The organism is Allobosea lupini (assembly GCF_900109525.1).
GTDB lineage: Bacteria > Pseudomonadota > Alphaproteobacteria > Rhizobiales > Beijerinckiaceae > Allobosea > Allobosea lupini.
This window is the reverse complement of sequence record NZ_FOAN01000005.1, coordinates 357709-380020: the sequence shown is the minus strand read 5'-3', so window position 1 is coordinate 380020 and position 22312 is coordinate 357709. Positions and strand designations below refer to the sequence as shown.

Here is a 22312-nt window from a genome sequence, read left to right as displayed (position 1 = left end):
GGCGGCTCAGTGAGAGGCTAGAGGGTCATGGCCGGTCCCGCGGTGCTCGACGTCAACAATGTCGAGGTGGTCTATAACCGGACCGTGCAGGTGCTGCGCGGGCTGTCGCTGCAAGTGCCGGAGGGCGAGATCGTCGCCCTCCTCGGCTCGAACGGCGCCGGCAAGTCGACGCTCTTGAAGGCGGTGTCGAACCTGCTCTCGCTCGAGGACGGCGACGTCACCGCCGGCGCCATCCGCTTCCGTGGCGACGACATCGCTGCCTTGACCCCGCACGGCCTCGTCCGGCGCGGCCTCTTCCATGTGATGGAGGGGCGGCGGATCTTCGAAGACCTCTCCGTCGAGGAGAATCTCACCGCCGCGACCTTCGCACTGACGGGGCGCAAGCTGCCTGCCGCCGATTTCGACCTCGTCTACAACTACTTCCCAAGGCTGCATGAGCGCCGCAAGGGGCTCGCCGGCTATCTCTCCGGCGGCGAGCAACAGATGCTGGCGATCGGCCGCGCCCTGATCGCGCGGCCCTCGCTGATCCTGCTCGACGAGCCCTCGCTCGGCTTGGCACCCAAGCTGGTCGAGGAGATCTTCGCGATCATCGCCCGCATCAATGCCGAGCAGAAGGTCTCGATGCTGCTGGTCGAGCAGAACGCCGCCGTCGCCTTCGCGGTGGCGAATTACGGCTACATCCTCGAAATGGGCAAGGTCGTGATCGACGGGCCGGTCGAGAAGCTGATGCGCGACCAAGACGTGCGCGAATTCTATCTCGGCCTCGGCGGGGCCGGGGGCGAGCGCAGCTATCGCGACATCAAGCACTATAAGCGCCGCAAGCGCTGGCTCTCGTGAGGATGGCGGCGATGCGCGAGCTTCCGAACCTCACCCTGCCGCAGATGCTACGCGAGAATGCTCGGACGATGCCGGAGCGTATCGCGCTCAGGCAGAAGGATTTTGGCATCTGGCTGCCGATCAGCTGGGCCGAATATGATCGCCGCGCCCGCCATTTCGGCCTTGGCCTGCGCGCGCTCGGTCTGGAGCAGGGCGGTCATGTCGGCATCCTCTCCGAGAACCGCGCCGAATGGGTCGTCGCTCAGCTCGGCGCCGGCATGGTCAACGCGGTCGCGATCGGCGTCTATGCGACCAGCCCGGCCAACGAGGTCGCCTATGTGCTGGGCCATGCCGAGGTCGAGATCGTGGTCTGCGAGGATCAGGAGCAGACCGACAAGGTGCTGGAGCGGCTGGAGGAATTGCCACGGCTGAAGCGCATCGTGGTGATCGACCCCAAAGGTCTGCGCGGCTACGCCTCGGAACTGGTCGTATCCTTCGCCGAAGTGCTGCGCCTCGGCGCCGAGCACGAGGCGAAACACCTCGGCCTCGTGGATGCCTGCCTCGCGGCGCAGACGCAGGCCGATATCGGCTTGATGGTCTACACCTCCGGCTCCACCGGCAAGCCCAAGGGCGCGATGCTGAGCTATCGCAATATGCGCGCGCAGGCGGCCGGCGTGGTCGAGAGGCTCGGCTACGACGCGTCGACGACCAACCTGTCCTATCTGCCGCTCTGCCATGTCGCCGAGCAGATGCTGAGCACGATGGCGCCGATCTATGCCGGCTCCTGCGTCTCCTTCGGCGAGTCGATCCGCACGGTGCAGGAAGACCTGCGCGAGGTGGCGCCGACGCTCTTCCTCGGCGTCCCCCGCATCTGGGAGAAGCTGCACGCCTCGATCCACATCAAGCTGATGGAGGCCGGAGGCTGGCGCCGGCGCCTGTTCGAGGCCGGCCTTGCCGCCTGCGAGCCCTTCGCCACCAAGCCGAACTCCGCACGCAGCCTGCGCGAGAAGGCGCTCGCAACCTTCTTTCACCTCGTCATCTTCCGGGCGCTGCAGAACTTCATCGGCCTGCGCAAGGCGAAGATCGCGCTCACCGGGGCGGCGCCGATCCCGCCGCGCATCGTGCAGTTCTTCCGCACGCTCGGTGTGCCGCTGGTGGAGGTCTATGGGCTGACCGAGACCTCCGGCATGGCGACCGGACAGCGCCTCGACCATCTGCTGCCCGGCTCGGTCGGCGAGGCGGTCGCGGGCGCAGAGGCCAAGCTCGGCGACCAGGGCGAACTCTTGGTACGCGGCGACATCGTCTTCGAGGGCTATTTCCGCAATCCCGAGGCCACGGCAGGCGTGCTGCGCGATGCCTGGCTCCACACCGGCGACGTCGCGGTGATCGAGGCCGGACAGGTCAGGATCGTCGATCGTCTCAAGGACATCATGATCACCGCCGGCGGCAAGAACCTCAGCCCGTCGGAGATCGAGAACACGGTCAAGGGCAGCGCCTTCATCAAGGAGTGCATCGTCGTGGCCGACGGGCGCCGCTATCCCTCCGCCCTGATCCAGATCGACGCCGAGACCGTCGGCAAATGGGCCGAGGAGAACCGCATCGCCTTCACCCATTTCCGCAGCCTCGCCGAGCATGAGCGCGTGCGCGAACTCGTCGCCGCCGAGATCGAGCAGGCGAACAGCCAGCTAGCGCCGGTGGCGCAGCTCAAGCGCTTCCACCTCCTCGTCAAGGAGCTCGATCATGACGATGACGAGGTGACCGCGACGATGAAGGTGCGGCGAGCGAGCATCGCGAAGAAATACGCCGCCGAGATCGAAGGGCTGTACAAGCCCGAGCGACACGCCGAACCCGTTTGAGGAGAACCACCATGAGCCGACATGTCGTCATCACCGCGGGTGTGCGCACCGCGATCGGAACCTTCGGCGGCGCGCTCTCCGGCCATGCGCCGACCGCGCTCGGCACAGCTTGCGTCGCCGAGGCGCTGCGCCGCGCCGATCTGCCCGCCGCAGAGGTCGGCCATGTCGTGTTCGGCAACGTCATCCTGACCGAATCCAAGGATGCCTATCTCGCCCGCATCGCGGCGATCGATGCCGGCATCCCGGTCGAGGTCCCGGCCATGACCCTGAACCGGCTTTGCGGCTCCGGCGTGCAGGCGATCGTCTCGGCGGCACAGGCAATCATGTTGGGTGATTGCGACACCGCCGTCGCCGGCGGCGCGGAGACGATGAGCCGCGCCCCGCATCTGCTCTCGACCGCCCGCTTCGGCCAGCGCATGGGCGACACGGTCGCCTCCGACCACCTGACCGGCATCCTGACCGACCCGTTCGGCAACGGCATCATGGGCATCACCGCCGAAAACGTCGCCGAGCGCTACGGCGTCGACCGCGAAGCTCAGGACGCCTTCGCTGCCGAGAGCCAGCGCCGTGCCGCCGAGGCGATAAAGGACGGCCGTTTCCGCGAGCAGATCCTGCCCGTCGAAGTGCGCAAGGGCCGCGACACGATCAGCTTCGACACCGACGAGCATCCCAAGCCCGGGACGACGGCAGAGACGCTGAAGGGCCTGCGCCCGACCTTCAAGAAGGACGGCACGGTCACGCCCGGCAACGCCTCGGGCATCAATGACGGCGCTGCCGCTATGGTGCTGATGGAGGAAGGCCGGGCCGGCCGCGAGGGCAAGCCGATCCTGGCGCGTATCGTCGGCTATGCCCATGCCGGCGTCGAACCCGGCGTGATGGGCATCGGCCCCGTGCCGGCGGTGCAGGCGCTGCTCAAGCGCACCGGGCTCTCCTTGAAGGATTTCGACGTGATCGAGTCGAACGAGGCCTTCGCGGCGCAGGCCTGCGCCGTCGCCAAGGAGCTCGGCTTCGATCCGGCCAAGGTCAATCCCAATGGCGGCGCGATCGCGCTCGGCCATCCGGTCGGGGCGACCGGCGCGATCATCACGCTGAAGGCGGCCTATGAGCTCAAGCGCACCGGTGGTCGCTACGGGCTGGTGACGATGTGCATCGGCGGCGGCCAGGGCATCGCGCTCGCGATCGAGCGGGCCTGAACAGGTCATGGCGACAGCCCTCTGGAAGACGCCGGCGCAGCGCGAGCAGGAGCGCGCCCTCAAGCGTGAGGCCGTGCTGCGCGTCGCGGCGCAGGCCTTTGCCGAGCGTGGCTTCCACCGCACATCGCTCGACGATGTCGCCGAGCGCCTGAACGTCACCAAGCCGACGATCTACCATTACGTTCGCAGCAAGGACGAGATCCTGTTCGAATGCGTCCGCATCGGGCTGGAACGGCTGGATGCCGCCGCCGCCTCGGCGCAGGCCAGGCGCAGCGGCGGCAGCGGCCTCGAGCGTCTGATGGTGCTCTGGACCGAATACGCCCATATCGTCACCGAGGATTTCGGCCGCTGCCTGATCCTCGTCGGCGAAGACCCTCTCCCCGCCGAGACGCGCAAGGACCTGCGCGCTCTCAAGGGCAAGATCGACAAGCGCTTCCGCGGCCTGATCGAGGCCGGCATCGCCGACGGCTCGATCCGCGCCTGCGACCCCAAGCTGCTCGCCTTCGCGGCGGCGGGCGCATTGAGCTGGATCGCCCGCTGGCATGATCCCGCCGGGCCGCTCTCGGTCGATCATATCGCTCGAGAGACGATCGGGCTCTTCGTCAACGGCATCGGGGCGAGCCACCTCGGACCGGAATGTTGCTCGGACTCTGACAGCGCCAAGGCCGAATGAATGCTTTTAGGTCGCGGGCTCGTGCGCACGCCCGGCGGCCGCGGAAGCTGATGCTATTGCGGGCTCGCAATGGTCGGCCACATTGCCCCGAACGCAACCAACCACGCAATCAACGCCGGGCTCGGCATGTGCTTCTGAGCGGCTGCCAGATAGTCATCGTCAATAAGCGACTCGTATTCCAGCGGTTTAGTCGTTAGCGTAGTGGCTGTGAGTTGCGTAGCGATGAGGTGGTGTCATGCCGAACGCCGACGCCGTGATGATCTCGTCTTATGAAGAGCGGAAGGCTGCTGTGCTGCGAGCTGCACAGTTGATCTCATCCTTGAGAGGCTCCGACGGCGAGCGCGAGTTCGAGCTGCTGACCGAAGCTATCGCGGACTTCGACACGCGCCAGGAAGCTCTCGGCTATATCGAGATCCCGCCGGCTTTCATGCAGTTCCTTTCCCATGGACATCAGGGCGGGACGTCGAGCAGCCGTCGCTGAGACAAGAAGGCTCTTCGACCGGCAAGGCGCTGGCGACCTGGACCACGCATATCGACGGCCGGCGAGGGGCAGCGGATCCGTCGTGCGGACTTGCGGGGACCGCTGCTTCTCCGGCTATCGGCCACGTCGATGTCGATCTCGAACACGCGGCTGCCACCCGGCTCGAACGGGGGCGGCGGGGCGTTGCGGCCGTCATCGAGGCGCCCGATCGAGCAGGGTTCGATCGACATCACGCCCGCGCCCGGCCGCAAGTCGCGCCAGAGCTGCAGCCAGGGCCGTTCGTCGGTGTTCCCGCAAAAGGCGGTGGTCGCCGCCGCGCGGCAGCTGGGCCTCGTCGCCGACGGTGCCCCATTTCAAGACCGGCGTCTTCCACGAACATGTCGCCTGGGCCTTCGTCAAAGCCTTCAGGGAGGGCGGAGACATGGCCGTCACGCTCGACGACGGCCGCCATGCTTTCGCGATGATCGATACCGCCTATCGCTCGTTGCGCTCCGGCCGTGCCGAGCCGATCAAGGCCTGAGCAGAAAGACGAGTTCCTATCCCGAAACCTGACGGTCGATGAAAGTCTCGACCTGCATGGCTGCGACCCGCCAATCGAGTTCGCCTCCGAAGAGCTCCGCGGCCAGGCTGGAGTCGAGGGCGCTGAAGTGCGGCCGGGTGACCGAGGAGCCGAGGTCGCTCATCGGGACACGAACCAGCTCCGGCGTCCGCCGTCCGGCCAGGCGAAGCGCCTCGAAGGCCGTGGCGACCCAGTCGGCCCGCGACACGGCCGGCGAGCCGGCGAGATGGAGCAGGCGCGGGATGGGCTCTCTGGCTGCCATGCGTCCGGCCAGGTCCAGCAGACGCCCGGCGAGCGGACCGATCGGCGTCGGCGAGCCGATCTGGTCGCGGGCGATCCTGACGGCATCGTCCTGTCCGCGCAGGAGATGGGCGATGAAACCCTTGCCGTCTCCGAACAGCCAGGCGACCCGGGCGATACAGGCATTTCCGCCGGCGGCGAGGACATGTCGCTCGGCTTCGGCCTTCAGCTTTCCGTACAGGTTGATCGGCGATACCGGATCGGCTTCCCGCCACGGGCGATCAGTCGGGGCGCCGAAGACGTAATCCGTCGACAGGTGGACGAATGGCGTTCCGGCCTCTGAGCAGGCATGCGCCATATGGCCGGGGGCCAGCGCGTTGACGGCGTGTGCTCGCTCCGGCGCGCGCTCGCAGGCCTCGAGGGCGCTGATCGCCGCCGCATTGATGACGACGTCCGGTTTCAGCCTCGCGAGCGCAGCCTGAAAGGCGAAGGCATCGCAGATGTCGAGCTCGGCGCGCGGCAAAGCCTGTACACGATCCCCGCCGACGAGCGACAGCACGCTGGCAAGCCGGCCGCGTCCGCCGCTGACGAGAATGCGGATATCGGACTGTCGTCCCTCGGTCATCGACTTTCAGTCCCAAACCTGGCGATCGCGAAGCACGTCCGGGACGGCAATGTTGAGCACGCCTCCCCGCAGGGGCAATCACGGCGGGCATGACCTTACACCCGCCAAATGTTCATAGCGCATGTCTGTGCTCGTGGAGGAGACGTCCGATATCAAGGATCGGAGTGTCCCGCGATCGAGGCGAACCGCATGATCACGTTGATCGTGCCGCGGGCGCGATCGAGACCGATTCCGCTGACGCGCTGCACGAGCGCGGGTGCGCTTCCATGAGACGATCGTCGGAGCGAGCGGCAACCCGTTCTTCCTCGATACGATCAGGCGGCTCAATCGCGTGCGCCGCCTGCTGTCCTACCGGTCGATGCTGGACCGCAAGCGTTACCGCGCGCAATGCGAGGAGCATCTCGCCATCCTCGACAGCCTCGCGCGCCGCGATCAGGACGAAGCGGCCGACCGACTGCGCGCCCATCTGGCCCACACGATCGAGAATCTGGCGCGCATTCGCCCGATCCTGTCGCGCTGAGGCATGGCCCTGCCGCTGCGGTGGCCGAGGATTAACATTGTATTTTTCATGGAAAGCGATGCGGGCATAGCCGCGCTCGCCCAGGCGATTGATCTCGCGCTGCTGCGATGACGGTTTGCTTCTGTCAGATGCGTCATGCCTGTCGAAGCTCAACCGACCCATCAGGGCCTGCCTGGAACACAGGGCGCATCATCGTCCCGAAGCCGCCCGTGAAACCCGGATGAGCCCCAGCTTTCGTTCGTGAAAACAGTCTCAAATCATCTGATGATGGACAATGGCGCAGCGCGGCTTCCCATCGCCCGCCGGCATGCTCTAACTGTGGCATGCCGCAAGAGCCAGCCACGCAGACCACTGCCGAAACCGCCGAGGCCGACCTCGCCGCCGAGGGCCTGAAGCCAGATGACGGGCGCTATTCGGCCTTTGCGCCGTTGCGCCAGCCGATCTTCCGCGCGGTCTGGATCGCCAGCCTTGCCTCGAACTTCGGCGGCCTGGTCCAGATGGTGGGCGCAGCCTGGCTGATGACTTCGCTCTCCAATTCGCCGGACATGGTCGCGCTCGTCCAGGCCTCGACCGCGCTGCCGGTGATGCTGTTCTCGCTTGCCGCCGGCGCGATCGCGGACAATTACGACCGTCGCCGCATCCTGCTGACGGCGCAGGGCTTCATGCTCGCCGTTTCGATCATGCTGGCGGTCTTTGCCTGGCATGGACTGCTCTCGCCCTGGCTGCTCCTGACCTTCACCTTCCTGCTCGGTTGTGGCAACGCGCTCAACAACCCCGCCTGGCAGTCCTCGGTCGGCGACATGGTGCCGCGACCCGAGGTGCCGGCGGCGGTGACGCTGAACAGCGTCGCCTTCAACATCGCCCGCAGCGTCGGCCCGGCGATCGGCGGCGCCATCGTCGCCGCCTTCGGCGCGGTCGCAGCCTTCGTCGTCAATGCCTTCAGCTATATCGGCCTCATCGTCGTGCTGGCCCGCTGGCAACCGCCGCGGGTCGAGCGCGTGCTGCCGCGCGAGACGTTCCTGCTCGCGATGGGCGCCGGTCTGCGCTATGTCGCGATGTCGCCCAATATCCGCGCCGTCATTCTGCGCGCCTTTCTCTTCGGTTTCGGCGGCATCGTCGGCCTCGCTCTGATGCCGCTGGTCGCACGCGATCTCGTGCGCGGCGGCCCGCTGACATACGGCATCCTGCTGGGCGCCTTCGGCGCCGGCGCGGTCGCCGGAGCCTTCGTCAGCGCCCGGCTGCGCCGTCGTTTCAGCACCGAGACCCTCGTGCGCCTGACCTTCCTGACCTATGCGGCCGCGGCCCTGGTGGTGGGGCTGAGCCCGACCATGTGGCTCACCATGCCGGCACTTGCGGCCGGTGGCGCCTGCTGGGTGCTGGCGCTCTCGACCTTCAATTCGACTGTGCAGCTGTCGGCGCCGCGCTGGGTGGTGGGACGCGCGCTGGCGCTCTACCAGATGGCGGCCTTCGGCGGCATGGCCGCGGGCAGCTGGGCCTGGGGCTGGTTCACCCTTCATTCCGGCCCGGCCGGCGGTCTCATCGCGGCGGCAGTCGCGCTCGTCTTCGGCGCGGCCGTCGGGCTGCGCTACCAGTTGCCCCCGCTGGAGGCGCTCAATCTCGATCCGCTCGGCCGCTGGCGAAAGCCTGAGGTCGCGGTCGACATCGAGCCGCGCAGCGGCCCGGTCTTCGTCACCATCGAATGGCGGATCAGGCAGGAGGATGTCGTCGAGTTCCTGAAGGCGATGGAGGAACGCCGGCGCATCCGCCGCCGCGACGGTGCCCGCCACTGGTCGCTGCTGCGCGACCTGACCGACGCCGAGCTCTGGATCGAACGCTACGACAGCCCGACCTGGGTCGAATATGTCCGCCAGGCCCAGCGCGTCACCCAAGCCGACGCCGAAATCGGCGACCGGGTCAGGGATCTGCATATCGGGCCTGAGCCGCCTGTCGTGCACCGCATGGTGGAGCGCCAGACCGGTGCGCTGCCGCGTGAACTGCTGCGCGCGACCCGGCAGGCGCAGGCGTCACCCTGAACGGCAGCGCCGAAGTCGCGCTCGGCCTCAGGGGCGTGCGTCGGCCGATCCGGAACTTGTCACCGGTGCACAGCCCAGCCAAGCTCGCATCGTTCGCCATCGGCAAGTCGGCTAGCAGGTTCAGTAGGTGAAGAGATTACTCCTCTATCAACCGTTGCCACGCCTGTTCCGGACAGCCCCTTCGCTTCAGAACCGCATCTCGACCCTGCCCTTGAGGGCGTGGTCTCTGGAGCGCTCCCCGATGGCGGCGGAGTAGGTCAGGCCCAGCGCGGTAGCCTGCGATATCCGCCAGTCGAGCCCGGCCTCGGCGACGAGGGCCTCGCGGTCGATCGGTGCGGCGAAGACGGTGGCCGGGGTGGTGCCGGCGACGAAAGCGGTGCGGGCCTGCGGGGTGAGATCGCCAAAACCGTGGCGCCAGCCGAGCATCGCCCGCGCGAACAGCGGCATCGCCCCGATCTGCGCCTCGGCGCGGACGCCGAGCGTGGTGAAGCCAAGCGTCTGGTCGCTGGAGAGCACCCGCAAGGCCGCCGCGCCGCCACGCTCCGTGCCGGCATCGGTCGAGACCCGGATCAAGGCGAGCTGCGCGAAGGGTTCGAGCACAATGCCCTGGAAGGCGAAGCCGTAGCCGAGCTCGGCGAAGCCCTGCGTCACCGAGCCCGGACGCTGCAGGCGCAGCAGGTCACTGAGCCCGCGGATCTGGACCTGGCGGCGGATGTCGCTCTCCGACCAGCTATAGGCCGCGCCGGCATCGAGCCTGAGATTGCCGAAGCGTGCCCCGGCATAGAGTGCGGCATGGCCACTTTCGAGCTTGCCGCTGGAAAGCCTAGCATCGAGATCGAAGCGCGACTGGCTGTAGCCGCCGGCGACGCCGAGCTTCAGCGACGAGCCCGGCGCGTCGTAGACCATGACATCCGCCCCGAGCAGTGCCCCGCCGCTGCGGCGGCTCAGGCTGGCGGCATTGCCGTCGCCGTCGCTGTTGCCGGTGCCGCCGAAGGCCGTGCCCCAGAGGGCGTAGCGCGGCTGCGGCAGCGGGGCCGGCATCACGATCGCGCCCTTGCGGCCGGGCAGATCGGCGCTGAAGGCGCCCGCGACCTGACCGGGCGCCGGCGTCAGCAGCGGGCCGCGCAGATGGCCCAGGATCGTATCGCGCACCAGCCGGCTCTCGTCGATCATCACGCTGACGGCTTGCGCATGCGCCTCGCCCGAGAGCAGGTCGAAGCCGGCCCGCGCCTCGGCCGCTGTGGCCGAGATCAGCGCGTCATAGACCGCATTGCCGACGCCAAGCCGCTCGGCCGCGATCGCGATGAAGCCCTGGTTGCGCGTCTGCGCGATGTAATTGCTGCCCGTGCTGGAGTTGCTGCTGCCACCGCCACTCGTGCCGCCACTGTTGTCGGGCCCGAACGAGGTGTCGTTGCGGGTCATGGTCAGCGTGACGTTCTGACTGTCGTAAGCCAGCGACGGCGTCAGGAAGGCGAGGTTCGAGGTGACGCTGGTGAAGGTTCCACTGACCCCGCCCGAGGCGGTGAGGATGGTGTAGCTCGTGCTCGCCGCGTAGTTGCCGTTCTCGGCCAGGACCTGCACCGTGCCGCCCGAGAGCGTCGCCGAACCCGAGGCCACGATCCTGTCGCCCTGGCCGGCGGCGTTGATCTCGACCTGATAGGTCGAGCCCGAGGCGAAGGAGACATTGCCCGAGACGGTCAGCGTCCCGATCGAATTGCCCGGTGCCACCGTCGCGCCGCTGGCGACGCTCACACCGGCGACCGTGCCGGAGCCACCGAGCGTACCGCCGTCGAGCGTGACAGTGCTGGTGATCGAGCCGTTGACGACGAGCTTGCCGCCCGAGACCTTGGTCGTGCCGGTATAGGTGTTGGCTCCCGTCAGCGTCAGCGTGCCGGTGCCGGTCTTGGTCACCCCGCCCGTGCCGGTGATCGTGCCCGAGAAGGTCGTCGACGAGTTATCCGAACCGGCCGTCAGCGTGCCCGAGCCGAGCGTGACCGTGCCGGCGCCGGCGAGCGAGGCGATGCTCTGGTCGAAGCCGGCGAGATCGAGCGTCGCGCCGGCACCAACCGTGAAGGCGGAGTTCGACGAGAACGCGCCGGCGACGCCAGCCCGCAAGGTGCCGCCGGACACGCTCGTCGTGCCCGAATAGCTGTTCGCGCTCATCAGGTTCGTCGTTCCGGCGAGCTGGCGCACCGAGCCGGTGCCGGTGATCGACGGCGAGAAAGTATAGCTGGCCTCGGTGTGGTTGAAGACCAGCTTGCTGGCGCTGGTGTTCAAGGCGACGGTGCTGACGATGAGATTGCCAGCCGCCGTGGCGGCGCTGCCCTCGGCTGCGCCGATATTGACTGTGCCGCCGGCGCTGCCGCCGACGAGGCCGAGATCGAGCGTACTGCTGCCGCCCCCGCCCTCGCTGCCGCCTCCACCTCCGGTCAGCTGCAGCGTTCCGCCCTCGGACAGCGTCAGTGTGCCGGTATTGGCATGGCCGACATAGAGCTGCGTGCCGTTACCGACCCATTGCGAGCCCGCCCCGGTAATGGTGACCGAACTGTCGCCGCCGCCGCCGACGATGCCGACCGTGCCGGTGCCGCTGCCGGTCTTCACCGAGCCGCCAGCCTCGATCAGCAACGTGCCCGAGCCGATCTCGCCGACCCGCATCTGGCCGAAGGTCTCCCAGCTCGAGCCGGTCCCGGTGACGATCGCGGTGGCTCCATTGCTGATATAGGCCTGCCCGCCAGCGACGGAGCTGCCGAGCTTGCCACCGGCCTCGATCCGCAACGTGCCCTCGTTGACCCAGGTCCGGCCATTGTAGCCGCCGGAGCTGTTGCCGGTCAGAACCAGCGTGCCGGCGCCCTGCTTGATGAAGCTGGCGCTGCCGCCGGTGGTGATCGAACCGGTGAGCGTCAGCGTCGTGCCTGCATCGGTCTCGATCCGCCCACCACCCGTGGTGAAGGCGATGCTCCGACCGCTCGAGAAGGTCGACGTGGTGCGCAGGACAGCGTCAGCCCCGGTGCCGGCCCCGCCGACGATCGTCGTGTTGGAAAGGGTGATGCCGGTGGCGGCATTGCCGAGATTGGCATCGGACGAGACGGAGAGCGTCCCCGCCGAGATCGTCGTGCCGCCGGTGTAGAAATTCGTGCCCGTCAGGACCAGCGTGCCGGTCCCCGTCTTGGCGATGCCACCGGTGCCAGTGATCGTGCCATCCATGGTGAAAGTCTGGTCGGCGGTCACTTCGACCGTGCCGTTGGCGTTGAGCGTCACCGCTCGTGCCGTCGAGAAGCTCGCGGTCGCCTGCAGGGTGCCGCCATTGAAGGTCAGTCCACCCGACACATCGCCGAGATTGGTATCCTGCGAGATCGAGAGCGTGCCCTGATTGAGCGCCGTCCCGCCGGTATAGGTGTTTTCGCCGGTCAGCGTCAGCGTGCCCGAGCCCTCTTTGGCCACGCCGCCGGCGCCGCTGACCACGCTGCTGATCGTCGCGGCGATCGTCTGGTCGAAGGTCAGCGTGCCGGTGTCGATGACGATGCCGCCATTGATGGTCGCCGAGGCGTTGCCGATAGTCAGCCTGTTGCTGCCGCCGGTGAAATGGATCGCCGCGGCGCGCGTCGTGCCGTCACCCGACAAGCCGCCCTCGATCGTGCCGTTATTGGTGATGATCAGGTCGGCGCCGACAATGCCCTCGCCGCCGGCAGCGCCCACGCCGTTCGCCTCTTCGCCTGGGTTGGGGGTGCGGCCGAAGGACGTCGGCAAATTCGAGCCGCCGCGCCCGCCATCGCCACCACGGATCGTGCCGTTGACGGTCAGCGTCGTCGTCGCGCCGCCATTGGTGAAGACCAGGCCAGCGCCGCCAACGCCAGCCGCGCCGGCGGCGCCAGTGCCGTCCGATACATAGGAGCCGCCGTTTCCGCCGTTTCCGCCCTGGATCGTGCCGTCGATCGTCAGTGTCTGCGCCGCGCTGCCATCGGTGAAGAGCAGGCCGATGCCGCCGGAGCCGCCACCGCCGCCGAAACCATAAAAGCTACCACCGCCATGGCCGCCATTGCCGCCGGTGAGCGTGCCGGCGATCGCTCCCGTCGCACCCGCGCCCGTGACCACGGCACCAAAGCCGCCCGCGCCACCGCCGCCGCCCGAGTAGAAATAGCCGGAGGTGCCGTCGCCGCCATTGCTGCCGGTACTGGCACCGACCGGCAGGACCGCGCCGACGGCGCCATGCACGCCGCCATCGCCGCCTCGGCCCTCGCTGGGGTTGCCGTCGCCAGCGAGCCCGCCAGTCCCGCCGGTAACAGCGCCGGCGCCACCGCCGCCGCCGCCCGCGTTGCCTCCTGGCGCTATTTGACCTCTGGCGCCCGCACCACCGGCACCCGTCGGGTTGTCGATGCCGCCCGCGCCGCCGGAGCCCGGTTGCGCGCTGCTTCGGTCGCCACCGCGCCCGCCATTGGCGAGCGCCTGCCCGGCGGACAGGAGCAGCACGAGCGCCGTGCCCGCGAGCAGGTGCGATGCGAGCCGCGTGCGAGATGTCCCGCCGAGCGCAGGAGTGGTGACCGATATCATGAGAATGCCCAACCCAACCGCGCCACAGGCTTAGGCGGGTAAGGGCAGGAGGCAATGAACAGCCGTTCACATCTTGAGATAAAACAAATTGTTGCAGTTCTGCCGCAGTTCCTCCGGCTCGGCCTGACAGCCGGCAGCCTCGGCCGACGGAAGGCATCATCCCCGTCTGCTCAACGACGCGCTTGCGGCAGCCGGCTCGGGAGTGAATGAGACGGCCTCAGCCCGGATCCGAGATTTGTGCGGCCAATCGGGCCTTGCCGCTGTCGTTCCAGACGTCCTGGCGCCGGATCGATCCGCCGGCGATCTCGAAGCGGTCGACGAAGCGGATATCGGAGAAGGCGGTGCCATCAGGCCATCGGCCATAGAGGCTGCCGAGGACATAGACGATGGCGGTGCCGTCTCTCTGCTCGCAGAGGTCGCAGCGCTCGATATGCTTGGCGATGCTGCGATAGCGGCCGGACGAGCCGGCGACGATCGCGGCCAGATCGCTCCGCCTAACGCCGCCAGGGAAGACGAACGCGGCATCCGCGGTGATGAAGCTGCGGGCGGCATCGAGGTCACGCCGCTCCATCGCCGCGAGATAGCGCAAAGCGAGCGCCTTTGGCCCGTCATGGCGCTCGGCCGCCAGGGCTGGAGAGAGGATCGCCTCAGAGCTCATTGACCGCCCGCGCCAGCATCAGCTTCTGACGGACCTTCGAGAACATCGGCAGCACGATCAGCAGCAGGCCGAAGGCCAGGATGGTCAGGGCGATCGGCCGGCCCATCAGATAGTCGAGCGGATCGCGCGCCAGCATCATGGTCTGGCGCAGGTTGAACTCGATCGGCCCGCCCAGCACGAAGGCGAGGATCAGCGGCGCCGTGTCGAAGCGCAATTTGCGCAGGCCGTAGCCGAGCACGCCGAACAGCAGGAGGAGCAGAATCTCGACCGGGTTGTTGTTGAGCGAATAGGCGCCGATGATCATGAACAGGATCAGCGCGGCATAGAGCGCGCGATAGGGCACCTTCAGCAGCTGCACCCAGATGCCGATCAGCGGCAGATTGAGCAGCACCAGCATGACGTTGCCGACATACATCGAGGCGATCACGCCCCAGAAGATCTCCGGCCGCTCCTGGATCATCAGCGGGCCGGGCGTGACGTTGTGGACGATCAGCGCTCCCAGCAGCAGGGCGGTCACGGGGTTGCCGGGCAGCCCGAGCGCCAGCAGCGGGATGAAGGAGCCGGCCGCGCCGGCATTGTTGGCGGCTTCCGGCCCGGCGACGCCCTCGACGGCGCCGTTGCCGAACTCCTCCGGATGCTTGGTGAACTTCTTCTCGACGCCATAGGAGATGAAGGAGGCGAGCGTCGCGCCGCCGCCCGGCAGCAGGCCGATCAGGAAGCCGAGCACCGAGCCGCGGGCGATCGGCATGGCCGAGCGCTTCCAGTCGTCTTTGGTCGGCATCAGGCTGCCGACGGGAACCGCCTGCATCGAACGGGTGCGGAATTTCTCGACGTTCGCGAAGACCTCGCCGAGGCCGAAGATGCCCATCGCGACCACGACGACGCCGAAGCCGTCGGTGAGCTCGGGAATGCCGAGGGTGAAGCGCGGCTGGCCGGTGATGACGTCCTGTCCGACCATGCTGAGCAGCAGGCCGGCGGCGATCATGATCAGCGACTTGACGACGTTGCCTTTGGCCAGGACCAGGATGACGATGAAGCCGAGCAGCAGCAGAGACAGGTTCTCGGCCGGGCCGAAGCGGATGGCGAACTCGACCAGCGGCATGCTGATCAGGCCGATGGCGACCGCGCCGACCGTACCGGCGACGAAGGAGCCGATCGCGGCGATGGCGATGGCGGCGCCGGCGCGGCCCTGCTGCGCCATCTTGTAGCCATCGAGGCAGGTGACGACGCTCTGGGCCTCGCCGGGGATCTTGACGAGGATGGCGGTGGTCGAGCCGCCATAGCTGGCGCCGTAATAGATGCCGGCGATCATGATGATTGCCGAGACCGGGTCGAGCCCTATCGTCAGCGGCAGCAGCATCGCGATCGCAGCCGTGGGCCCGAGACCGGGCAGAACGCCGATCAGCGTGCCGATCGACGCGCCGGCAAAGCAGAAGACCAGGTTCATCGGCTTCAGGGCGACGATGAACCCTCCAAGCAAGCCTTCCATCAGTAACCCCAGAGCGTGCCGGCCGGCATGTTGACCGAGAGCGCGACGACGAAGAGCAGATAGGCGGCGAGCGCGGTCAGCACGGCCCGGAGGAGGGCTTTGGCCGAGACCAGTTTCTCCTCGCCGATCGCATAGAGGCCGTACATCAGCGCGGTGCCGGCGACGATGAAGCCGAGCCAGGTCAGCAGCAACGCAAAGGCGCCGATCATCAGCGCGACGAGCGCGACCATGGCCGCGCCATGCAGGCCGCCATCCTCCTCATCCGGTTCGGCCTCGTCCGCACCCGGCTTGACGAGCAGCGCGAGGCTCAGGCCGGTCATCGCCAGCGAGAGCAGCAGCGGCACCGCCCCGGGGCCGAGCAGCCGGCTCGTGCCGAGCGGCAGCTGCAGCGAGGCGAAGGTCCCGATCAGGCCGCAGACGATGCCTGCGATCGCGCCGAGGCGCGGCCGCAGGGTCGCGGCCAGGCGGCTCGTCTCTCCGGTCACTTGGCGAGGCCGAGCTTGACGAGCAGCGGCTTCATCATCGCGCTCTCCTCGGCGATCTCGCGGCCGAAGACGTCCGGGCCGGCGAACTCGACCTCGGTCATCGTGCTCTGCGCGAAGGCGATGACGGCCGGGCCGGCGGCGGCCTTCTCGATCACGGCGGCGAGCTGCTGCACCACCGCGTCGGGCGTCGCCTTCGGCGCCCAGATGCCGACCAGCGGCGAGAGCGCGAGGTCGACGCCGGATTCGGCGAAGGTCGGTACGTCCGGCAGGATCTTGGCGCGCGTCTTGCCGAACTGGGCGATCGCGACCATCCGGCCGCCTTTGGCCTGCGGCACGATCGACTGGGCGAAGCCGAGCGCGAGGTCGATGGTGCCGCCGACGGTCGCCGCCACCGCGGGCGTCGCGCCAGGGAAGGGCACATGGGTCAGCTTGATGTCGGCGGCCAGCGCGAAGGCCTCGCCGGAGAGATGCGTGCCGCCTCCGGTGCCGGCGCTGCCGAAGGTGACCTTCTCGGGATTGGCCTTGGCATAGGCGACGAGGCTCTTCACGTCGTTGAAGGGGGCTCCGACGCGGGCGCCCATGACGTTGGGGCCGAGCCCGACGCGGGCGACCGGCCGCAGATCGGACACCGCATAGGGCAACTGGTTCTGGTGCGGCGCGACCGAGAGCGGCGCCGAGGTCGAGAACAGCAGAGTGTGGCCGTCGGGCTTGGCCGATTTGGCGACGTAGTTCGCGCCGATCGTGCCGCCGGCGCCGGGACGGGTCTCGACCAGCACGTTCTTTCCGAGAATCTTCTCCATCTCGGTGCCGAAGGCGCGGGCGAACTGATCGGTCGAGCCCGGCGCATAGGGCACGACGAAGGTGATCGGTTGCGTCGGAAAGGCGAAGGCCGCCCGGCTCGCCAGGCCGAGCCCGGCCATAGCGGCCAACCCGCCGAGGAGGGCGCGCCTCCCGATTCCCGCTTCGTCCATCCCGCTCATCGTTCGTCTTCCCTCGTTCCGGCCTGATCGGGGCCTAGTGGCAAGGAGCCGGGCCAGGCGCACGATGCCTGAGCCTTTGCTGTATGCAATAAAATGTCAACACTTCTTGCGGCGCTGGCTGACGCATATTTCGGCACGTGTCTCGAAAGCGGGCGGTCAGGCGGGCATTATGAGTTGAAGTCCTGCATCAGCAGCGCCTCATGGTCCCCCCTCAATGAGGCTGGTGTTGCAGGGGCGCGGTGCACTTTGGAGATGGCGCAGAGTCCATCGTCGATAGTGTCAACAGTATGCGCGAGATCTGCATGCAATCCGCTTATGGGGCGATGACGAAACGGCCTTGGACGCCGGGTCGTGAGCCCGGTCTTGTGAGGCGCCCTGTCCTGTCCGAGCCGGAGCCCATGCTGGCCACGTCCCCTCCCGCGAGAATGCCCGCCGTCAAGCCGCTCATCGTCGGCATCGGCGGCACGCCCCGTGAGCAATCCTCGAGCGAACTCGCCTTGCGCCAGGCCTGCGAGGCGATCGCGGATGAGGCCGAGATCCGCATCTTCGCCGGGCGCGACCTGCTGCTGCCGCTCTATCAGCCAGGCATCGCGCGCCAGGATGCGGGTGCTGCAGCGCTGGTTTCGGCGCTCATGCATTGCGACGGGCTCATCATCGCGAGCCCGGCCTATCACGGCACCATCTCCGGCCTGATCAAGAACGCGCTCGACTATGCCGAGGAGCTGTCGGGGGAGCCGCGGCCCTATCTCGACGGTATTCCGATCGGGCTGATCGCCTGCGCCGCCGGATGGCAGGCGGCGGGCCAGACGCTGGCGACGCTGCGGACGATCGCGCACGCGCTACGGGGCTGGCCCACGCCGTACGGCGCAACGATCCGCACGGCGCCCGGCCTGTTCGCCGGGGGAATTTGCAGCGACCCTGCAGTCGCCGCCGATCTCCGGCGCGTCGGCGAGCAGGTGCTTGCCTTCGCCCATTCGCAGGGATCGGCGCTCGTCGGGCTGGCGTCCGTGCAGCCCGCCGCGGCCTTCACGTCGACCGGGACTGCGCCATGAGACTGGGAATCTGGGCGCCGCTGCCCCACACCATCCGCGCCGAACCCGAGATGGAGCGTGCGATCGCCGAGCTCGGCACGGCGGGCGCCGGGGATGCGGCCGACACCTCCTTCGAATTTGCCGCTCGCATCCTGCAGCAGGCGGAAGAAGCGGGGTTCTCGATCTCCCTGATCGCCGAGCGCTGGCTTGGGCCGGATCTCGAATCCTGGGTGATGGCCTCGGCACTTTCGCAGCGGACGCAGCGGATGGAGCTGATGGTCGCCGCCCATCCCGGCATCGTCACGCCGCAGGCCGTGGCCAAGATGGGCGCCTCGCTCGACCGGATCAGCGGCGGGCGCTTCGCGATCAACCTGGTCAATGGCTGGTGGCCCGACGAGCTCAATCTATTCGGCAATGGCGGCTGGCTGGAGAGCAGCGCCGACCGCGCCGCGCGCCTCGGCGAATTCGTCCGGGTGCTGCGCGGGCTGTGGACGCAGGAGGCGTTCTCGTTCAGCGGCCGCTTCTACACGGTCGACAAGGCGAGCCTGCCCTTGAAGGCGCGCCGCTCGCCGCCGCCGATCTACGCCGCCAGCCGCTCGCCCGAGGGCAAGGCGCTGGTGGCGGAAAGCTGCGATGTCTGGTTCGCCGACTACGTGCCCGATTACCGCCTCTATGACGACAACCTGGCGGTGATGACGCAGGAGATCGCCGAGATGAAGGCGCTCGCCGCCGGCCACGAGCGCGAACTCGGGATCGGGCTCAGCGCGCATGTGATCTGCGCCGATACGCTGGACGACGCCCATGCGCAGGCGCAGGAGATGCTGCACTACGGCAAGCGCAGCCGCATCGCCGCCGTGGCTGCGCGCGGGCTTGGGGCCGGGCTAGTCGGCACGCCGGAATTGTTGGCGCAGCGGATCGAGACGTACTCACGCATCGGCGTAGATTGCCTGATGCTGCGCTTCCACCCGATGGCGGAGGGGCTTGCCAATTTTGCCGAGGAGGTCGTTCCGCTGCTGCGCGAGCGATTGGTGATCGATGGTGCGGCGATACAGCCGGAGCCGGCCGATGGCTGAGGCGGTATTCTCCCGCCACGCCCTGATTACCGGCAGCTCGTCCGGGATCGGCCTTGCGCTGGCGCAGCGCCTGCTGGCAGCTGGCTGGCGCGTGACCGGGATCGACCGCCAGGCGGCACCGACCGAGGCGGAGGCTGCCGGCCTGCGCACAGTGCCGCTCGATCTGCTCGATGCCGCTGCGCTGGCGAGTGCCTTGCCGGACATCCTGGCGGAGCGGCCGGACGCCTTCGTGCATTGCGCCGGGCTGATGCGGACCGGGCGCATCACCGAGATCCGCGACGAGGATATGGAAACGCTCTGGCGACTGCATGTCGGCGCCGCCATCGCCATCCTGCGCGAGCTCGTGCCGATCCTGCCTGATATCCGCGGGCGTATCGTGCTGCTGTCGAGCCGCGGCGCGCTCGGCCGGCCGGGGAGGGGCGCCTATGCCGCGAGCAAGGCGGCGCTGCAGGGCCTTGCCCGGAGCCTCGCGCTCGAGCTGGCGCCGCACGGCATCACAGTCAATGTCGTGGCGCCGGCTGCGACGGACACGCCGATGCTGCGCGATCCCGGTCGCGGCGAGGCGCCTGCCGTCTCGCTGCCGCTCGGCCGGCTGATCGCGCCGGACGAGGTCGCCTATCTCGTGCAGTGCCTGCTGGCGCCGGAGGCCGGGGCGATCACCGGCCAGACGCTCTATGTCTGCGGCGGGGCCTCGCTGGTCGCGCCGAGTTGAGGCCGGTTCACTCCGGGCCGATCGCGCCGGGCCAGCCGCCCTGCTCGGTCATCTCGCGGACGATCCCGAGCGCGATCCGGGCGAACTCCGCCGCAATCGTCGAGGGCGAGGGCAGATCAAGCTCGACCAGCGCCAGCGGCCAATAGGCGCGCGGCGCGATCGGGCGGATGTCGACCGCCCCGGCGAGCATGCCGGCGGCGAGGGTGGCGCGGGTCATCAGGCTGACGCCGAGGCCGCGCCTGACCAGCCCGCTGGTGATGACGTGGTCGTCGACCTCGTAGCGCGCGTCGATCCACAGGCCCTCACGTGCGGCCCAGGCGTCGAGCAGGCGGCGCGAGGCGTTCGGCCGGCTCGGCAGGATCAGCGGCAATTTGACGATCTCGGCCGAGGGCAATCCACCGGTGCCGTCGCCGAGGCTGCCGTGAAGCCCGACGACGAAGACCTCCTCGCGCAGCAGCGGCGTGACCTTGAGACCGCGCTGCGGCAGCGGATCATGGGCGAAGGCGAGATCGAGCTGGCGGCGGGCGAGCAGGTCGCGGAGCTGGCTGGAGAACCCGCCGACGAGCTTGATCTCGACCTGTTCGTGCGCGGCGCTGAAGCGGGCGAGCAGAGGCGGCGCCAGCAGATGGCCGACGCCTGGCGGCATGCCGATGGTGAGGCGCCCGGTCAGGGCGGTGGCGCCGCGGCGGACATCGCTGGCGGCCTGCTCGACCTGGCGCAGCAGCTGGGCGGAGTGCTCGAACAGGATGCGGCCGGCCTCGGTGAGGCGGGCGCCGTCGCGGCCGCGTTCGAGCAGCTCCTTGCCGAGCTCGCCTTCCAACTCGCGGATGGTGCGGCTGACCGCCGGCTGGGAAATGCGCAGCATCTCCGAGGCGCGGCTGAAGCTGCCGCATTCGGCGACGGTCCGGAAATAGCGCAGCGCCCGGAGATCCATCGGCTGCGCCCTCCCTCTAGGCGGTTCGCGTCAGGCGAGCCGCCGCCCGCCCGGCGATGAAGCCAAGGCCGAGCGCTGCGAGCAGGCCGTTGCCGGAGGCATAGCCGGCGCCGCCTGCCTGCCCGCTGATGCCGGCTGCGGCCCCGCCGCCGGCATAGAGGCCCGGAACGACGCCGCCATCCGTGCGCAACACGCGCGCCTCCTCGTCGACCAGCAGGCCGCCCTGGGTGTGGAACAGCGCCGGAGCGATCCGTGTCGCGACGAACGGCGCCTGCAGGGGCCCCATGCCCCAGGCCTTCCGGCCGAGGACGTCCGGCCGATCGCCCTGGGCTGCACCGGCCGTTAGCGCGAGCGTCTCTCCGAGCACATCCGGCGGCAGGCGGCACGCTGTGGCGAGCGCGGTGGCATCGGCGAAATCGGGCGCGCCACCATGGGCGACGAGCACGCCGAAATCCGGCTGGCCGGCGGCGGTCGCCTCGCGGATGCGGCTGTCATAGATGGCGAACAGGCGACCGCCGCGTGCCAGCGCCGGCGCGGCGAAGGCGGAATAGCCGAGGGTCTCGTCGGCGAAGCGCCGGCCGGTCTCGTCGACGATGACGCCCCCCTTCTCGACGACGGTCCAGGTGACGAGCTCGCCATGCGGCTGGGCGATCGCGGAATGAGCCTGATAGGCGCCCATATTGGCAAGGCGCGCACCAAGCGCCTCGCCCCAGCGCACCGCCTCGCCATCGCTGCCGAGCGCGCCGAAATATTCGGCTCCAGCGATGTCGGGGGCGAAGCGGGCGAGCAGTTCCCGGTCATGGCCAAAACCGTTGCAGGCGAGGATCACGGCTTTCGCCGCGATCAGGCTCTCCGCGCTGCCTTGCGTCCGGACCCGCGCGCCGCGGACGGCGCCGTCTTCGACGACAAGTTCGATTGCAGGGGTCGCCAGCGCCACCGGGACGCCGCGTTCCTCCGCTGCCTGCCAGAGCCCCTGCATCAGGTCAGCACCGCGGCGCGAGGGCACGGCGTGGAGACGGTTGACGCTGTGCCCGACATGGCGGTAGGCGCCGATCAATTCGATCGGCAGGCCGATGGTATCGGCGAGCCATTCGACCATCGGCGCCGAGATGTCGGCGAGGCGATCGACCAGTGCCTCGGCCTCGTGGGGGCCGGCGGTGCGGCGTAAGTCTGCGGCGAAGCGGGCGGGGTCGTCGGCGATCCCTGCGGCAGCCTGGAAGCGCGTACCGGCGGCGGGGATCGAGCCGCTCGACAGCATGGTGTTGCCGGCGAGGCGCGGCAGTTTTTCGACGACCGCGACCTCGGCTCCTGCCTCATGCGCGGCGAGCGCCGCGACGAGACCGCAGCCGCCTGCGCCGATCACTACGACGTCGACCTCGAGGTCGGGCTCGGCGGACGTCATGGTC

Annotated in this window: 19 protein-coding genes; 11 read left to right on the top strand and 8 right to left on the bottom strand. The window is 68.7% G+C overall.

All coding sequences use genetic code 11. From position 1 onward, the window contains the following. Positions 1–27: 27 nt before the first annotated feature. The 6 genes from BMZ21_RS17150 (at position 28) to BMZ21_RS30395 (ending at position 5539) form a co-directional block, all read left to right on the top strand. On the top strand, positions 28–837 hold the full coding sequence (locus BMZ21_RS17150) for an ABC transporter ATP-binding protein (RefSeq protein ID WP_091836796.1): 810 nt from the start codon (positions 28–30) through the stop codon (positions 835–837). An 11-nt stretch (positions 838–848) separates the two neighbouring features. Continuing rightward, positions 849–2672 (top strand): AMP-dependent synthetase/ligase, encoded by a 1824-nt coding sequence (locus tag BMZ21_RS17145; protein WP_244543882.1) that lies wholly within the window; start codon positions 849–851, stop codon positions 2670–2672. A gap of 11 nt (positions 2673–2683) precedes the next feature. Next, a complete protein-coding gene (gene bktB / locus BMZ21_RS17140) occupies positions 2684–3865 on the top strand; it encodes a beta-ketothiolase BktB (RefSeq protein ID WP_091836792.1) in 1182 nt (393 codons plus the stop codon). A 7-nt stretch (positions 3866–3872) separates the two neighbouring features. Further along, positions 3873–4538 (top strand): TetR/AcrR family transcriptional regulator, encoded by a 666-nt coding sequence (locus tag BMZ21_RS17135; protein ID WP_091836789.1) that lies wholly within the window; start codon positions 3873–3875, stop codon positions 4536–4538. Between the two features lie 235 nt (positions 4539–4773). Further along, positions 4774–5019, top strand: coding sequence for a hypothetical protein (locus BMZ21_RS17130; RefSeq protein ID WP_091836787.1), 246 nt, complete (start codon positions 4774–4776; stop codon positions 5017–5019). A 343-nt stretch (positions 5020–5362) separates the two neighbouring features. Continuing rightward, on the top strand, positions 5363–5539 hold the full coding sequence (locus BMZ21_RS30395; RefSeq protein WP_167561665.1) for a hypothetical protein: 177 nt from the start codon (positions 5363–5365) through the stop codon (positions 5537–5539). A gap of 16 nt (positions 5540–5555) precedes the next feature. Here the strand turns inward: BMZ21_RS30395 and BMZ21_RS17125 are convergent, their stop codons facing one another. Further along, positions 5556–6443 (bottom strand): SDR family oxidoreductase, encoded by an 888-nt coding sequence (locus BMZ21_RS17125; RefSeq protein ID WP_091836785.1) that lies wholly within the window; start codon positions 6441–6443, stop codon positions 5556–5558. Between the two features lie 256 nt (positions 6444–6699). Here BMZ21_RS17125 and BMZ21_RS30615 point away from each other — a divergent pair, with 256 nt between their 5' ends. Then, complete coding sequence (locus BMZ21_RS30615) at positions 6700–6963, top strand: FCD domain-containing protein (RefSeq protein WP_208862299.1); 264 nt, start codon at positions 6700–6702, stop codon at positions 6961–6963. A 323-nt stretch (positions 6964–7286) separates the two neighbouring features. Continuing rightward, positions 7287–8996, top strand: a complete 1710-nt coding sequence (locus BMZ21_RS17115; RefSeq protein ID WP_091836783.1) for an MFS transporter — start codon at positions 7287–7289, stop codon at positions 8994–8996. Positions 8997–9182: 186 nt separating this feature from the next. Here BMZ21_RS17115 and BMZ21_RS17110 read toward each other — a convergent pair whose 3' ends face one another. From BMZ21_RS17110 to BMZ21_RS17090, 5 genes are all read right to left on the bottom strand, one after another. Continuing rightward, positions 9183–13544 carry an autotransporter domain-containing protein gene (locus BMZ21_RS17110; protein WP_167561664.1) on the bottom strand — a complete coding sequence of 1454 codons (4362 nt, stop codon included), beginning with the start codon at positions 13542–13544 and terminating at the stop codon, positions 9183–9185. A 217-nt stretch (positions 13545–13761) separates the two neighbouring features. Next, entirely contained in the window at positions 13762–14202 is a 441-nt protein-coding gene (locus BMZ21_RS17105) for a nuclear transport factor 2 family protein (RefSeq protein ID WP_091836779.1), read from the bottom strand. After that, positions 14192–15691, bottom strand: a complete 1500-nt coding sequence (locus BMZ21_RS17100) for a tripartite tricarboxylate transporter permease (RefSeq protein ID WP_091836777.1) — start codon at positions 15689–15691, stop codon at positions 14192–14194. Before BMZ21_RS17100 ends, BMZ21_RS17105 begins: the two co-directional genes overlap by 11 nt. After that, positions 15691–16176 carry a tripartite tricarboxylate transporter TctB family protein gene (locus BMZ21_RS17095; RefSeq protein WP_091836775.1) on the bottom strand — a complete coding sequence of 162 codons (486 nt, stop codon included), beginning with the start codon at positions 16174–16176 and terminating at the stop codon, positions 15691–15693. Before BMZ21_RS17095 ends, BMZ21_RS17100 begins: the two co-directional genes overlap by 1 nt. Continuing rightward, positions 16173–17156 (bottom strand): Bug family tripartite tricarboxylate transporter substrate binding protein, encoded by a 984-nt coding sequence (locus tag BMZ21_RS17090; RefSeq protein ID WP_091836773.1) that lies wholly within the window; start codon positions 17154–17156, stop codon positions 16173–16175. Before BMZ21_RS17090 ends, BMZ21_RS17095 begins: the two co-directional genes overlap by 4 nt. 425 nt (positions 17157–17581) lie before the next feature. Between BMZ21_RS17090 and BMZ21_RS17085 the strand changes: the two genes are divergently transcribed. The 3 genes from BMZ21_RS17085 to BMZ21_RS17075 are packed head-to-tail and all read left to right on the top strand — an operon-like array spanning position 17582 to position 19972. After that, complete coding sequence (locus BMZ21_RS17085; protein WP_091836771.1) at positions 17582–18208, top strand: NADPH-dependent FMN reductase; 627 nt, start codon at positions 17582–17584, stop codon at positions 18206–18208. Beyond that, on the top strand, positions 18205–19260 hold the full coding sequence (locus BMZ21_RS17080) for an LLM class flavin-dependent oxidoreductase (protein WP_091836768.1): 1056 nt from the start codon (positions 18205–18207) through the stop codon (positions 19258–19260). Before BMZ21_RS17085 ends, BMZ21_RS17080 begins: the two co-directional genes overlap by 4 nt. Then, positions 19253–19972 carry an SDR family NAD(P)-dependent oxidoreductase gene (locus tag BMZ21_RS17075; RefSeq protein ID WP_091836766.1) on the top strand — a complete coding sequence of 240 codons (720 nt, stop codon included), beginning with the start codon at positions 19253–19255 and terminating at the stop codon, positions 19970–19972. Before BMZ21_RS17080 ends, BMZ21_RS17075 begins: the two co-directional genes overlap by 8 nt. A 7-nt stretch (positions 19973–19979) precedes the next feature. Here BMZ21_RS17075 and BMZ21_RS17070 read toward each other — a convergent pair whose 3' ends face one another. Together BMZ21_RS17070 and BMZ21_RS17065 are read right to left on the bottom strand one after the other, a co-directional pair. Further along, a complete protein-coding gene (locus tag BMZ21_RS17070; RefSeq protein ID WP_091836764.1) occupies positions 19980–20906 on the bottom strand; it encodes a LysR family transcriptional regulator in 927 nt (308 codons plus the stop codon). A 16-nt stretch (positions 20907–20922) separates the two neighbouring features. After that, positions 20923–22308, bottom strand: a complete 1386-nt coding sequence (locus BMZ21_RS17065; RefSeq protein WP_091836762.1) for an FAD-dependent oxidoreductase — start codon at positions 22306–22308, stop codon at positions 20923–20925. Positions 22309–22312 lie beyond the last annotated feature (4 nt).